Below are 14,174 nucleotides of genomic sequence, written 5' to 3'. Positions count from 1 at the left end.
GTTCTGCCATCGGACAGATGACTGCACCTGGGCCCGGGATCGGCGCCGCCGAAGTGCAGTAAGACGACAGAAGCGGAGTCGTGTCCCCGACCAGCAGTCTCGAAGCACGCCATCCGAGCTCGCCGACGTCAGGAGTACGACATGAAGCTCCCCCGCCGCTCCCACCGGACTCTGGCCGTGGTCACCACCTCGGTCGCGCTCCTCGCCGGGTCTGCCGGCGCCATCGCCTACGGTGCCCCGGACTTCTCCGAGCGCCACGGCGACTCCGCACCGAAGCCGACCGTCGTCCTCGTCCACGGCGTGTTCGCGGACGCCTCGGGATTCGACGAGGTGATCGGGAAGCTGCGGCGCGCGGGCTACCAGGTGATCGCGCCGGCCAACCCGCTGCGCGATCTCCCCGGAGACGCGGCGTACATCTCCAGCGTCATCGACAGCATCAGCGGTCCGGTCATCCTGGCCGGCCACTCGTACGGCGGCGCGGTCATCACGAACGCGGCTCGCGGCCACGCCAATGTCAAGGCCCTGGTCTACCTGGGCGCGTTCGCCCTCGATGAAGGCGAGACGCCGCTGGGCATCGCGCAGCAGTTCCCCGGCAGTGAACTCGGCGCGGCGCTGGAGGTCAGGCAATACCCGCTGGGCGACGAAAAGTACGGGCACGACGGCTACATCAAGGACGACAAGTTCCGAGCTGTCTTCGCCGCCGACCTGCCCGCGTCCCAGACCCGGGTCATGGCCGCGAGCCAGCGTCCGGGCAGCATCGAGGGGTTGTCCACCGGCAGCGGCGTGCCGGCCTGGAAGGCCGTGCCGTCCTGGTACCTGATCCCGCGCCAGGACAAGGTCATCCCGGCCGACGCGCAGCGCTTCATGGCCAAGCGCGCGAACAGCACAGTGCGGGAGGTCGATTCCTCGCACGTGGTGATGATGTCGCACCCCGACGCGGCGTACCGGATCATCGTCGACGCGGCCCGCGCGACCGACTGACGCGGTCGGCGGCTCCGGCGATTCCGCGGCGACACCGTGAACTGCAGCTTGTGATTCCGCTCTCTGGCCGGGCGCGCCGGAGCGCGCCCGGCCAGAGAGCGTAGGAGCGACCATGACTGCGCTCGATGCGTCCGCGGACCGCGCCGTCGCCGGCGGCGCCCTCGCCGGCATGCTGCGCCCGCCGGCGATGCCTGCCGTCCCAGGCGTCGAATTCGCGGCCTTCAGCAGCCCGTTCAGCGCAGCGGGGGTGGGCGGGGGCTTCTACTGTGTGTTCGGCCCGGGCCGCGGCCGATGGGCGGTCCTGCTCGGGGATGTGTGCGGGAAAGGTGCCGAAGCCGCGGCACTCAGCGTCCTGTGCCGCTCCGCGCTGCGGCTCGCCTTCGTCCGCAGCGGCGACCCCGCTGACGCACTTCGGGCGCTCAACCGTGTTCTCCTCCGGCAATTCGCAGGGCCGGACGAACCTGTGCACCGCCGTGTGCGCCCTGATCGAACCGACCGCGCAGGGCGCCTCGGCCACTCTTGTGGCGGCCGGGCACCCCGCCCCCTTGCTGCCGGCCTCCGCGCCGGCCCGCCGTCCGCAGCCGGTGAGGCTTGCCCCGGGCATGATGCCGGGGGTCTGCGACGACCTGGAATTGACCGCTTCCACGGTCGCCTTGGCCCCCGGCGACACACTCCTCCTCTACACCGACGGCGTCACCGACGTCCGGGCGGCGGACGGCTCGTACCTCGGCGGCGAGGAGTGGTTCATCCGCTCACTGGCCGCGGCCGCCCCGACCGGTGCCACCGAAGCCGCGGACGCCGTCGCGGAGTTGCTGCACCTTCCCGGCCACGTCGTCACCGACGACGCGGCGCTCCTGGCCTGCTCGGTCCCGCGCCCTACTCCGTCGGCGCCGGCGGCGGCTCCGACACCGGCCCCCGCATCGACGCCGTCCCGGCCACGGCGCGGCACACGCGCGGTGTGACGCCGTACGCGTCCCGGAAGCGGCGGGCGAAGTGGGACGGGCCGGCGAAGCCCCACGACCGCGCGATCGCGTCGATGGTCCGGTGTGCCTGCCCGGGATCCACGAGGTCCCGGCGGGCGGCCTCCAGGCGCCGCCGGATGATCCACTGCTCGAGGCCGACGCCGCCCGCCTCGCATGCCCGGTACAGCGACCGCAGCGAGACGTTGTGCACCGCGGCGACCCTGGCCGGCGTCAGCCCGGGATCGCCCAAGTGCGCCCGGACGTAGGCCAGGATGCGGACGAGCAGCGTCTCCTCCGCCACCGAGCGCCGCACCGGGCGTTCCGCCAGGGACGCCACCATGGCCCGGGTCAGCGCCAACGTCGACGCACCGATCTCGGCGGCCGCCGCGGTGTCCACCAGCCGGTCCGCATCGAGGCGCAGCGCGCGCAGGTGCGACAGCAGCAACGGGGTGACCGGGCTGTGCGCGATCAGCGGGACGGCGCTGTGGATCATCCGCTCGGGCAGCCCCACCTGTTCGGCGTCCACCATGAACGCGATGCTGGTGCCCGTTCCGGACCAGCGGGTCTCCCAGTAGCCGGCGCTCTTGGAGGTCAGCACGAGGTCGTCAGCGGTGACGACCTGCTGGTGGTCGTTCCAGATGAAGCCGCCCCGCCCGGCTGCCTGGGTGATGACCGAGACGGTGTTCCACGAGTCCATCCGCAGGTGTCGGGCGGTCTGCCAGTACCGCATGCCCGACCCGGTGGTCGCGAACAGCACCACGGGTCCGAACGTCCACGCCTCGACCCGCTTGCGGAAGTCGCCGCGCTGGTCCAGCTCGTGTTCGGCCGAACTTGCCCCTGTCGCACCGGTCGCCACCGCGTGGAACGCCTCGATCCGGTCCGCCGGCGGCACGTGTTCAGTGTCCAGGAGCAGCAAGCCGCCCCCTCGGACGGCTCCCGGCGGGGAGCGCGCTGCCTGCACTGACGAACGGCATGGACGTGCTCCCGCCTGCCGAGGAGATACCGACCGTCCGATGCTCCTCCTGCAGGTTGCCCGCGCAAACCACGTACGGCACGTAGTGGAGGACTCGGGTCGGACCGCCGTTCCCCGCCGGCACCGTGCGCGACGCGGGTGACGTGCCCGGATCGTTCCGCCGGGCGGCGGATGGCACGCAGGGTCGCGAACCTGGCAGCCAGGGGCAAGCGTGCGCACGCCCCGGCTTGCGACGATCTTGGGACGGTCCGGGACGCGGCTGCGGCCGCGCCTGCCGGCCGACCGGGTCACTCCGCCTCGGAGGCGCCTTCCGGCCCGGCCGGGGCACCGAGGAAGTCCATGACCGCCGAATCGAATTCGCGCTGATGAGTAAGGGGCATCGCGTGGGGGGCATTGCCGATCACGATCGACATCGCGCGCGGGGCCGCGGTGGCTGCCCTGGCCCCGGTCGTCGCGTAGGGCATGAACGCGTCGGCGCCCCCGTGCACGACCAGCACTGGCTGGACGACACGGGCCAGGTCGGCGAGAAGGTCCTCGGCGGACCAGCCGGCCAGCGCGTCCAGTGTGCTCTGCGCGGACGACGACGCCGCCTCGTGCACCAGGTGCCGCAGGGTCGGTTCGTCCAGCACCCGTTCCCCGTCGACCGAGAAACACCGGCCGATCAGGTCGTCGAGCATCGCGATCCGGTGCCGGCGCGCCGCGCCGGCCAGATCCTGGATCCGGCCGCCCGCAGCGGAGGCCACCACGGCCCCGGCCAAGACCAGCCGGTCGAAGCGCTCCGGCGCCAGCACCGCGGCGCGGGCGGTCTCGGCGGCCGCCGACCCGAAGGCCACCACCGAGACGCGGCCGACGTCCAAGTGGTCCAGGAGCGCGAGCAGATCGCCGGCCATCGTCTGCGGGTCGTGCCCGGTCCACGGGTGAGCGGATCCGCCGGTACCGCGCCGGTCGTAGCGGATGGCTCGGCAGCCGGCCTCGACAAGAGTGCGCATCTGCCCGTCCCAGAACCGCGATGTGAACGGCCAGCCGTGCACCAGGACCACCGCGGGCCCGGCGCCGACCGCCTCGTAGGCAAGGACGACTTCATCAGGGGCGCCGGGGTGGACGCGGACGATCGGCATCGCTGTGGCTCCTTCGCAGACTCGACCAGTCTGCTGCGGGGCCTCGGCGGTGCCATCAGTCATCTGACTGCATACAGCGGCGCGCGACCGATCACCGTGCCGCCACGTTGTCCAAGGACCGGTTTCCGCACCGGACGGGGGAAGGAGCGCACGCGTGCGCATCATCGGTCGTGAGCAGGAAATGGCGGCCATCCGGGCGACCGTGGACCGGGTGCCTTCGGCACCGCTCAACCTGACCCTGCACGGGGACCCGGGAGTCGGGAAATCGGTGCTGCTGCGCGAGGCGGTGGCCCACGCCCGGCAACAGGGCATGCGCGTCCTGGGCGGTACCGGCTACGAGACCGAGGCCCAGATGGCCTGGGCCGGCCTGCACCAGCTATTCGCCCCGGTGCTCGGCCACTTCGACCGGATCGAGCCGTTCCACCGCGACACGCTGCTCCGGGTGATGGGCTTCCAGGACGGTCCGACGCCCGACCGCCTGGCCGTGTCCATCGCCTCCTTGTCGGTGATGGCCGCGGTCGCCGAGGACGGCCCGGTGCTGATCGCGGTCGAGGACGCGCACTGGGTGGACCACCCGACGCGCGAAGTCATGATGTTCCTGATCCTGCGCCTGGAGCAGTACGACATCCGCGCCCTGTTCGCCCGCCGGCCGCTGACCGCGACCGAACGGGTGTCCCCCGGCATCGGCATGCTCGAGGTCCAGCCGCTGGCCCACGACGCCGCGCACGAACTCCTCGGCGAACTCCATCCAGACCTGCCTCCCGCCGTACGGGACCGGGTGCTCGCCGACGCCGCGGGCAACCCGCTCGCGATCGCCGAACTCCCGCACGCCTTCGGCACCGAAGCCGCCGACAGCCTGGACCTGCTGCCCTCCGGCGCACCGCTGCGCAGCCGCCTGGAGACCGGGTACGCCAGCCGCGCCCTGACGCTGCCCGCCCCGCAGCGCGCCGCGCTGCTGCGCACCGCGCTGGACGGCGACGGGCTGGAGAACGCCACCGACCTGCGCCGCCCCAGCGGTCTGACCGCGCACGACATCCTCGACATCGAGCGCCAGGGCCTGATCTCCCGCGACTCCACCCCCTCGGGCCTGCGGTTCCGCCACCCGCTCGTGCGCTCGGCGATCATCGCCACCGCCTCGCCCGACGAAGTCCGCGAGGCACACGCGACGCTGGCGGAGCAGTACCGGCGCGACCCGGAACGCAGGATGTGGCACCTCGCGGCCGCCACCGTCGAACCGGACGAGAACGTCGCCGCGGAGATCGAGAGCGCCGCCGACGCCCTGTCCACCCGCGGCGGCGCCGGGCTCGCGGTCACCGCGCTGCGCCGCGCCGCCGCACTCACCCCGGAACCCGGTCCCACCGCGCGCCGGCTCCAACGCGCCGCCGAACTGGCCAGCGAATCCGGGCAGATGGACATCGCGCAGCGCCTCGTGGACGAAGCCCGCCGCACCGTCGACCGGCCCGACCACCTGGCCCGCGGCCTGACCACCCGTGCCCGGGTCCTGCTACTGCGGGACGGCGACCTCGCCGCCGTCCGGCGGCTGCTCGACCGTGCCTCGGCCGCCGACGACGAACCCGCCCAGATCCTCCAAGTCCGGCTGGTCGCGGCCTCCTACGCCCAGGATCCGGCCGAATGGGATCGCCTGCACGGCATGGTGAAGCACCCGGCGGGCAGTCCCGACACGCTGACGGCCTTGCTCTACGACGTGCTCGCCGACTTGCCGCGCACCGCGCAAGGCCTAGCCGACCGCATCGGTTCACGACTCGCCGACGCGACCGGGAGCACGCCGCCCGGCCACATCGCGGAGCTGTGCCGGGCCGCCGCCTGGATCGACCAACTGCACGACTGCCGCCACCACTTCGCCCGGCTGGTCGAGCACGAGACCGGCCGAGGGGCACTCACGTACGCGGCCAGCGGATACTGGTTCCAGGCCCACGACCACACCCTCTCCGGGGAATGGGACGAGGCCGAGGCGGCCGCGAACGCCGGCTTGGACCTGTGTTTGCGGCACGATCTGGAACTGATCGCGCAGGACCTGCGCTGCGCGCTCGGCTGGGTCGCGGCGGGCCGCGGCGACGTGGACAGCGCCCGCGCCTACAGCCGCACCATCGAGCAGTGGGCGGAACCGCGCGGCAGCCGGTTCCACCTGGCCCTGTCGACCCGGAACCTCGCCCTGGCCGAACTGTCACAGGGCGACTACGAAGCCGCGTACGCGCAGTGCCTGCGCGGCGGCGTGCCGGACAGCGCAAGCGGCCCGGGCTACGGCCCCTGGATGCTGCTGGACCTGGTGGAGGCGGCGCTGCGCAGCGGACGTACCGCAGAGGCCGCGGCCCAGATCGCCGCCGCCGACGCCGCCCGGGTCGCGGACCGCACGCCGCGGTTGCGGCTGCACATGGCCGCGGCGCATGCACTGCTGGACACCAGCCCCGCCTCCGAGGCGGCTGCGGCACGACTGCGCGCCGCGCTCGCGCTGCCGGCGGCCGAGCAGTGGCCGTTCGACCACGCGCGGCTCCGGCTGCTGCTGGGCGAGCTGTACCGGCGCAACCACCGCCCCGGCGATGCCAGACCGGAACTCCAGCGCGCCGCCGACATGTTCCGCCGCATCGGCGCGACCGCATGGTGCCGCCGAGCCGAACAGGAACTGCGGGCCTCCGGCGTGGCCGTGCAGCGCGAACCCGGCAGCACACCGTCCACCGGCGGTGAACTGCTGACCGCGCAGCAGATGGAGGTCGCCCAACTCGCCGCGACGGGGCTGAGCAACAAGGAGATCGGCGAGCGCCTCTACCTGTCGCCGCGCACCGTCAGCGCCCACCTCTACCGAGTCTTCCCGAAACTGGGCATCACCTCCCGCTCCGCGCTGCGCGACGCCTTGGAGTCGCTGGACACCCGGCCCTGACGCCGGACCGCCCGCACCCACCATGAAGACGGCGGCTTTCCAGCCTGTTGGTACGCGTTGCTGCAGCGGCGCAGTTCGTGCTGCTTGAATGACCCACTGCGCGCGGATGCTCGGCACGGCACCGCGTACCTCCGTTCCGAGGGGTGACTGCATGGTCCTCAAAGGGCGTGCCCGCGAGACGGAGCTCCTCGACGGGTTCGTCGCCGAAGTACGCAGCGGAATGAGCCGGTCCGCCCTGCTGCTCGGCGACCCGGGGATCGGCAAGACCGCCCTTCTGGACCACGCGACACGGACCGCCGCCGATCTGCGCGTCCTGCGCGCCGCAGGAGTCGAGTCGGAGTCGGGGCTCCCGTTCGCGGGGCTGCATCGGCTCCTGCTCCCCGTCCTCGACGGCCTCAAGGAGCCCGGTGCCCTGCCCGCATCGCATCACGAGGCGCTGCGCGTGGCCTGCGGCCTGGCCGACGGCGCCCCGCCCGACGGGTTCCTGGTCGGCCTGGCCACGCTCACGTTCCTCGCCGACACCGCACGCGGGCGCCCGCTGCTGGTCTGCGCGGACGACGCCCAGTGGCTGGACGACGAATCACTCGGCGTCCTGGCCTTCGTCGCCCGCCGCCTGCAGGCCGAGGGGGTCGGCCTGCTGTTCGCCGCGCGCCCCGGGTTCGACGCACCGGCCGGCGTCCCCCTCGTGGAAATCACCGGTCTCACCGCCTCGTTCGCCCTCGAACTGCTGCACGAATCAGTGGCGGACGGGCCCCTCGACGCGCAAGTAGCCGCGCAGATCGTGGCCGCCACGGTCGGGAACCCTCTGGCTCTGGCGGATCTCGGCCGGTCGCTGTCGGCCGAGCAATTGTCGGGCGCCGTCGCCCTGCCCGACCCCCTTCCGGTCGGCGACCGGCTGGAGCGGCACTACCTGGAACAGGTCCGCCAACTGCCGCCCGCGACCCGGACCTGGCTGCTCCTCGCCGCCGCCGCGCCCGGCGGCGACCTGGCCTACATCTCCGCGGCGGCACGCATGTTCGGCATCGGCATGGACGCCGCAGCCCCTGCCGAGGCGGCACGCCTCGTCGTCCTGCGCAGCACTGCCGAGTTCCGGCACCCCCTGGTACGTTCCGCCGTCTACGGAGGCGCCACCGGCACCGCCCGCAGGCAGGCGCACCAAGCCCTGGCCGAGGTCACCGACCGCCCCGCGGACACCGACCGGCGGGCTTGGCACCTGGCCGCGGCCGCCCTCGCCCCGGACGCCGCGGTCGCCGACGAGGTCGAGCGCTGCGCCGACCGGGCCGGGGCCCGCGGCGGGCATGCGGCGCGCGCCACGTTCCTCACCCGCGCCGCCGAGCTGACCCCCGAAGGGGACGTACGCGCAAAGCGGTTGCTCGCCGCGGCCGAATCGGCGCTGACCGCGGGCGCACCGGTGCGCGCCGAGTCGCTGCTCGACGCGGTCGACGACGGCGCAAGTCCGCTCGACGACGTGGGCCGGGGCCGCGCCCTGCTGGTCAGAGCGCAGGCCGCCGCGCTGCAGGGCGGCGCCGGGTCGTTCGGCCAAGCCCCCGCCCTCTGCCTGCAGGCCGCACGCCTGCTCGCCGCCGAAGAGCCGGACCTGGCCCGGGTGGCGCTCGTCCGGGCGATCGACCGGGCCATCAGCGCAGAACACCTCATCCGCGGCACGACCGTGGCCGACATCGCCGCCGCCGTCGACGGCCTCCTGCCGCGCTCCCTGCCGGTCGCCGGCACCGACCTGATCCTGCGGGCGTTCGCCGTGCTGGCCACCGACGGATACGTAGCGGCTGTGCCGCACATCCGGGCCGCCTGCGCGATGCTGCTCGACCCGGCCACCGTCGACGACGCCGTTCTTCGCGCGTACGTGCCCGTCGTCACCCTGTCCATGGTCCTGTGGGACGAACCGACCCAGACCGCGGTCATGACCCGAGCCGCCGACGTCGCCCGCCGCGCCGGCGCGCTCCTGCAACTCGACACCGCCTTGTACTGCCTGGTGCTGAGCGAGACCAACCTGGGCCAACTCGCCCGCGCCGACGAACTCTCCGCTCAGGGAAACCAGTTGCGGGCGGCCATCGGCGCCACCGACGACATGTGGGCCCTGTACCGCCACCCCGAGTTGCTCGCCTGGCACGCCGACGCGGACGGCCTCGAAGCCGTCCTGCGCGACTCGCGGCAGGCGAGCACGTGGCTGGGCAACGGCGCGGTCGAATCGATCGCCCGCATCGGCATGGCCGTCCTGGCCCTGAGCAGCGGAGAGTACGCCACGGCCCGGGCGATCACCGAGGAACTGGTCGGCCACGACGTCTTCGCCTACCACTCGCGGCTGCTGCCGTACCTGATCGAGTCGGCGCTGCGCAGCGGCGACCGCATCGCCGCCGCGGCGGCCCTGCGCACCCTCGAAACCCGGGCGACCGCGGCGGACACCCCCTGGGCCCGGGGCGTGCTGCTGCGCTGCCGGGCCCTGATGGCCACCGGGGACGACGCGGACGTGCTGTACCGGGAAGCGATAGCGACCCTGGAGCAGACGCGGGCGCACGCCGACCTCGCGGTGGCGTACCTGCACCACGGGGAATGGCTCCGCCGCCGGCGACGCCGCAAGGACGCCCGCGATCCGCTTCGGAGCGCGCTGCAGATGTTCGACACCATGCAGGCCACCGCCTTCGCCTCCCGCGCCGCACAGGAATTGGCCGCCACCGGCGAGACACCGCAGCGCGGCGGGCCCGGCCCGGTGAACGTCCTGACCACGCAGGAATCGGCGATCGCCAGGCTCGCCCAAGCCGGCGCCACCAACGCCGAAATCGCCGAGAAGATGTTCATCAGTGCCAGTACGGTCGACTACCACCTGCGCAAGATCTTCCGAAAGCTGGGCCTGACCTCCCGCCGGCAACTGCAGAAGACGACGGACCTGTAAAGCCACAGCACCCGGTTTCGACGGGGATGTTCGCCGGATCGGATCATCGTCGGCCGTGGCTGTTCGGATGCGTCACTTGGCGGCCGAAGTGTCGACAAGGCCCAAAGCGCCTCTCGCCGGTCCGAGTCCCTGCTCCGCAATGGTGACAGCCATGCGCGCGACCGCCTCCGGCGGTAGCTGGTGTCGGTGTTCGCGTGGGCGCCGAGGCCATCAAGGACGACGATGATCTGAAGGGTCGTCACGTACGGGTCGTCCGTCCGGAACTCCCCGCGCGCCACGCCCTCGCGGACGCGGATGAACGCGTTCGCGGAACGCTGGATCGCCTCCGTCCGGCGTGAGTGCACCGACCGGCTCCTCATCACCGGCGAACACCACCTGAGTACGGTCCTCGATGCCTGCGTCGAGCACTACAACACCGGCCGCAACCACCAAGGCGACGGACCGCACCTGCACGCCCCGAACGACGACCCGAACGTGCTCACGTTCCCAGCCCAGCCCGGCCGAATACGCCGCCGCCAAGTACTCGGCGGCCTCCTCAACGAGTACCAGTCAGCAGCATGAAACCGCAGGTCAAACCCGGTAGCCGAGTTTTTGACCAGCACAGCCCTCGAGCACGTACCGCCCGAGAACGACCTGCAGGCCGACGCCGTACGCCAAACGATCGCCGAATGCGACCGGAAGCCGGCTCGTCATCGCGCCACGCTGGAGGCCGGAGCCGACGCGGCCCTCGTCGCCGGCTGGACCTGTGAGGTCCAGGGCCGGCGGACCACGGCGCAGCTCCAGCCGACTCGGATGACTGGAGGCAGCGGCGGGCAGGGGCGCATGAGCCGGGAAGAGATCCGGGCCCTCGTCGAGGCACTCGGCGGAATGCTGCAGATCCTCAAGAAGGCGGACCCGGATGGTAAGCGGGAGGTCTACGAGGCACTCGGCCTGCACCTGGTCTTCGATGACAAAACACAAACGGTGATGGTCGAAACTCGACCATCACCGACTGCAGGCGTACTGATTGTGTCCGAGGGGGGACTTGAACCCCCAAGCCCTTTCGGGCACTAGCACCTCAAGCTAGCGCGTCTGCCAATTCCGCCACCCGGACCGGGTGGTCTCCGCTGGTGTTTCGTGCGGCGACGTGGAGAACCATATCAAAGATCCTGAGGGGTGTCGGACCGGGATCAGGGGGGTTGACCTGGGGCTTGGCGCGGGTGGTCGGTTCGGGGGTGGGCGGGGCGAGCACGGTGGGCGGGGCGAGTGCGGTGGAGTTCGCGGTATCCCGTCGCCGGCTGGATGGGGTGCGGCAGAATGGTTGGCGATGTCGAGGGACAACGGGCTCGTGAGTCATAGGCCCTTCAGCTACCCGACTGCGCCGAACAGTTCCTTGTATCGGGCCGTCATGAGTGTCTTCGTCGAGGCCAAGCAGCGGTTTCTCGTGCATTTGCGGCCCGAGGACGTGCAGGCGGCGCTGGCGGAGCGGGTCGAGCTCCCGGTCGTGGCCACGGCGCTCGAGCGTCTTGCGGATTGGGGGAATCTGCGGGCGGACGCGGACACCGGGCGGGTCACGTCCGTCGAGGATTTCTATCGGCATCGGTACCTCTACCAACTGACGCGTGAGGGCGAGGCGGTCGAGGAGGCGCTCAGCGCGTACGACGCCGCGCTCGGCAGGAGGGGTGCGCTCCAGGCGGTGGCCTTGGAGGACATCGCGACGCAGTTGCGGGCGCTGATCGAATTCGGCGCGGCCGATCGGCTCGACGAGGGCAAGGTCCATCTCGCGCTCATCACCCTGGTGCATCGGTTCACCGACCTGGCCGACAATGCTCGTGCCTTCATGGGCTCGCTGCAGCGGACGATCGACCTGCACGATGCCGACGTCGAGATCTTCCTCGCCTATAAGGATCGGCTGATCGACTACCTGGAACGGTTCATCGCCGATCTGGTCACGCGCGGCGCGCGGATCGCCGGCCTGCTGGACGAACTGGGTGACCCGCGTCGGGCCGACGGTGACCTGGGGCGGCTTCTGAGCAGCGCCGCGGAGCGCGAGTCGGGTGATGCCGCGCCGGATCCGACGGAGATAGCTGCGAAGGGAGCCGACGCGGAGACCGCCGTCCGGCTCGCTCTGTATGAGACGTGGGTCGGGCGCTGGCAAGGGCTGCGTGCCTGGTTCATCGCCGAGGGCGGGCACGAGTCGCAGGCCCGGCTGCTGCGCGGCCGTGCGCGCAGTGCGATTCCGCAGTTGCTCACCGTGGTCGCGGTGCTCAACGAGCGCCGAGCCGGCCGTTCCGATCGCTCGGCCGATTTTCGTGCCCTCGCGGTGTGGTTTGCCCAAGCCCCCGACGATGCCGCCCGGCATCGGTTGTGGCGGTCGGCGTTCGGGTTGCACGCGTCCAGGCACCTGACCGTGGACGCGGAGACGTTGCAGGCTCGGGAGCAGGATCCGCCTGCCGCCACGACCTCATGGCACGATGCCCCGCCCATCCACATCAGCCCGCAGCTGCGCAAGACCGGGTCGTACGAGCGACGCGGCAAGCCGAACCGCATCGCGGATCGATCCGAGGCGCGCCGGTTCCTCGCCGAGCACGCGCGACGCGAACGCCTCCAACTCGCGGCGGCCCGGGCCCTGCTCGCCACGCGCGGGGTGACCCGGCTCGGGCGACTGCCGGAACTGGATCCCGTCACCTTCGGCCTGTTTCTGCAGCTTCTCGGCGACGCGCTCGCGCTCTGGCGTCCCGAGACCACCCACGTGGTGGCGACCGGCCACGACGGCTCGATGGAGATTCACCTCACCTTGCCCGATGACGACGCCCGCGCCGAAGTGCGCACCACCGTCGGGGTGTTCAGCGGCCCCGACTTTTTGATCGAGATCATCGACCTCGGGGAGACCGGGGAGACCGGGGAGACCATCGACCTCGGGGAGACCAGGGAGACCAGGGAGACCGCGGAGACCGATCCCGCAGGCCCGACCGGAGACGTCGGGCACACCGGCCAGGGCCGGCAACCCGTGGAGGATGCAGGCATGGCGGAGCCCGCCGGCACCGCGGAAGGGATCGGCGCGTGACGCGCGCGCTGGGATCGGCTCTCGACGAGGACCGCCAGGTCAAGCGGCGTCGGGCCGCGCGAGCGCTCCTGCGTGCTCCCCTGCTCCGCGCACGGGGAGAGGAGGGCGGGGAGTTCCGTCTCGTTCAGCAGTTCGCCGCCGAGTTGCGGCGCTGGTTCGAGCGCAACACCGGATGGCGGCTGTACGTCGACGCCGAGGTCGCACGCCTGTACAAGGTGCCCGCCGACGCGGACTCGGCCACCCATCCGGCACGTGATCCGCGTACGAAGCTGCCTTTCGGGGCCCGAAGGTACGTGCTCGCCTGCCTCGCGCTTGCCGCGTTGGAGCGTTCGGATCATCAGATCGCGCTCGGGCGCCTGGCCGAGCAGATCGTGATCGGTGCGGCCGATCCGGCTCTGAGCGAGGCCGGCGTCGAGTTCACGCTGGAGAACCGCGAGGAACGTGCCGACCTGGTGGCCGTGGTTCGCCTGATGATCCGACTCGGAGTGCTGACCCTGGTGGCCGGTGACGAGGAGGCTTACCTCAAAGCCACCGGGGATGCGCTGTACGACGTCGATCGTCGGGTACTCGCCGGGCTGCTCACCTCCAGGCGAGGTCCCTCCACGATCACCGCGGCCGGTTTCGAGGAGCGGCTCGCCGGGCTGGCCGACGATCCCGTGCTCGACAACGACGACCTGCGCAATCAGCGCATTCGGCACCACCTCACCCGCGCGCTCCTGGACGATCCGGTCGTGTACTACGCGAACCTGTCCGACACGGAATTCGCCTATCTCCAGAAGCAGCGGCCCCACATCACCGGAGCGATCACGGAGCTGACCGGATTGGTTCCGGAGGTGCGTGCCGAGGGCATCGCCATGGTGGATCCCGACGATGAGCTGACCGACGTCAAGATGCCCGACACCGGTACCGACGGGCACGTGACGTTGCTGCTTGCCGAACGGCTGGCCGCCGAACCGGCCACAGTGGTCACCGTCGCGGAATTGCGGGTGCGCGTGCGGGAGTTCGCGCGTGAGCACGGTGGATTCTGGCGCAAGGCCGCGAGTGAACCGGGCGCGGAGGACGAACTCGTCGAGCAGGCCGTGAGCCGACTGACCGCGCTGGGCCTCCTCGTTCGAATCGACGACCACGAGGCAGCGCCCGCCGTCGTCGCGCTGCCGGCACTCGCACGCTACGCCGTCGGGGAGCCCATCCTCCTCGAACCCGGGGCAAAGCCGCCGGCCCGGCGCGCCCGGCGAACACCGGCCAAGGGCACCCGCCGATGACCCCGACCCCGCGCACCCGGCGAACCGG

Annotated in this window: 10 protein-coding genes, 1 tRNA gene and 1 pseudogene; 8 read left to right on the top strand and 4 right to left on the bottom strand. The window is 71.9% G+C overall.

Going from position 1 to position 14,174, the window contains the following annotated elements; genetic code table 11:
* Positions 1 to 141: 141 nt before the first annotated feature.
* From ACWCPW_RS33410 to ACWCPW_RS33400, 3 genes and pseudogenes are all read left to right on the top strand, one after another.
* Positions 142 to 981, top strand: coding sequence for an alpha/beta fold hydrolase (locus tag ACWCPW_RS33410; RefSeq protein ID WP_449765301.1), 840 nt, complete (start codon positions 142 to 144; stop codon positions 979 to 981).
* Positions 982 to 1,093: 112 nt separating this feature from the next.
* Positions 1,094 to 1,369 (top strand): annotated as a pseudogene (locus ACWCPW_RS33405) (SpoIIE family protein phosphatase); the annotation flags it as partial.
* Between the two features lie 37 nt (positions 1,370 to 1,406).
* Positions 1,407 to 1,943 carry a PP2C family protein-serine/threonine phosphatase gene (locus tag ACWCPW_RS33400; protein WP_449765300.1) on the top strand — a complete coding sequence of 179 codons (537 nt, stop codon included), beginning with the start codon at positions 1,407 to 1,409 and terminating at the stop codon, positions 1,941 to 1,943.
* Here the strand turns inward: ACWCPW_RS33400 and ACWCPW_RS33395 are convergent.
* Together ACWCPW_RS33395 and ACWCPW_RS33390 are read right to left on the bottom strand one after the other, a co-directional pair.
* A complete protein-coding gene (locus ACWCPW_RS33395; protein WP_449765299.1) occupies positions 1,858 to 2,859 on the bottom strand; it encodes a helix-turn-helix domain-containing protein in 1,002 nt (333 codons plus the stop codon). The two genes, ACWCPW_RS33400 and ACWCPW_RS33395, sit on opposite strands and share 86 nt — an antisense overlap.
* Positions 2,860 to 3,203: 344 nt before the next feature.
* The gene (locus tag ACWCPW_RS33390; protein ID WP_449765298.1) at positions 3,204 to 4,034 is read right to left on the bottom strand and encodes an alpha/beta fold hydrolase; all 831 of its coding nucleotides are present in this window, start codon (positions 4,032 to 4,034) and stop codon (positions 3,204 to 3,206) included.
* A gap of 154 nt (positions 4,035 to 4,188) precedes the next feature.
* On the opposite strand from ACWCPW_RS33390, the gene ACWCPW_RS33385 reads away from it, so the two are divergent.
* The 3 genes from ACWCPW_RS33385 (at position 4,189) to ACWCPW_RS33375 (ending at position 10,399) form a co-directional block, all read left to right on the top strand.
* On the top strand, positions 4,189 to 6,930 hold the full coding sequence (locus tag ACWCPW_RS33385; protein WP_449765297.1) for an AAA family ATPase: 2,742 nt from the start codon (positions 4,189 to 4,191) through the stop codon (positions 6,928 to 6,930).
* A 151-nt stretch (positions 6,931 to 7,081) separates the two neighbouring features.
* Positions 7,082 to 9,838, top strand: a complete 2,757-nt coding sequence (locus tag ACWCPW_RS33380; protein WP_449765296.1) for an AAA family ATPase — start codon at positions 7,082 to 7,084, stop codon at positions 9,836 to 9,838.
* Between the two features lie 294 nt (positions 9,839 to 10,132).
* Positions 10,133 to 10,399 (top strand): integrase core domain-containing protein, encoded by a 267-nt coding sequence (locus ACWCPW_RS33375; protein ID WP_449765295.1) that lies wholly within the window; start codon positions 10,133 to 10,135, stop codon positions 10,397 to 10,399.
* A gap of 9 nt (positions 10,400 to 10,408) precedes the next feature.
* Here the strand turns inward: ACWCPW_RS33375 and ACWCPW_RS33370 are convergent, their stop codons facing one another.
* On the bottom strand, positions 10,409 to 10,798 hold the full coding sequence (locus tag ACWCPW_RS33370; RefSeq protein WP_449765294.1) for a hypothetical protein: 390 nt from the start codon (positions 10,796 to 10,798) through the stop codon (positions 10,409 to 10,411).
* Positions 10,799 to 10,847: 49 nt separating this feature from the next.
* Positions 10,848 to 10,931, bottom strand: a tRNA-Leu gene (locus ACWCPW_RS33365).
* 33 nt (positions 10,932 to 10,964) lie between these two features.
* On the opposite strand from ACWCPW_RS33365, the gene ACWCPW_RS33360 reads away from it, so the two are divergent.
* The gene (locus ACWCPW_RS33360; RefSeq protein ID WP_449765293.1) at positions 10,965 to 12,884 is read left to right on the top strand and encodes a TIGR02677 family protein; all 1,920 of its coding nucleotides are present in this window, start codon (positions 10,965 to 10,967) and stop codon (positions 12,882 to 12,884) included.
* Positions 12,881 to 14,146, top strand: a complete 1,266-nt coding sequence (locus ACWCPW_RS33355; RefSeq protein WP_449765292.1) for a TIGR02678 family protein — start codon at positions 12,881 to 12,883, stop codon at positions 14,144 to 14,146. The genes ACWCPW_RS33360 and ACWCPW_RS33355 overlap by 4 nt, the downstream gene beginning before the upstream one ends.
* Positions 14,147 to 14,174: the final 28 nt, after the last annotated feature.

Source organism: Embleya sp. NPDC001921, assembly GCF_053594475.1.
The sequence above is the reverse complement of the archived record's forward strand: the minus strand, read 5'-3'. Positions and strand labels throughout refer to the sequence as shown.

Coding starts and splice junctions, on each gene's coding strand:
- ACWCPW_RS33410 (WP_449765301.1), top strand. CDS start 142: ATGAAGCTCCCCCGCCGCTCCCACCGGACTCTGGCCGTGGTCACCACC.
- ACWCPW_RS33390 (WP_449765298.1), bottom strand. CDS start 4,034: ATGCCGATCGTCCGCGTCCACCCCGGCGCCCCTGATGAAGTCGTCCTT.
- ACWCPW_RS33380 (WP_449765296.1), top strand. CDS start 7,082: ATGGTCCTCAAAGGGCGTGCCCGCGAGACGGAGCTCCTCGACGGGTTC.
- ACWCPW_RS33375 (WP_449765295.1), top strand. CDS start 10,133: ATGAACGCGTTCGCGGAACGCTGGATCGCCTCCGTCCGGCGTGAGTGC.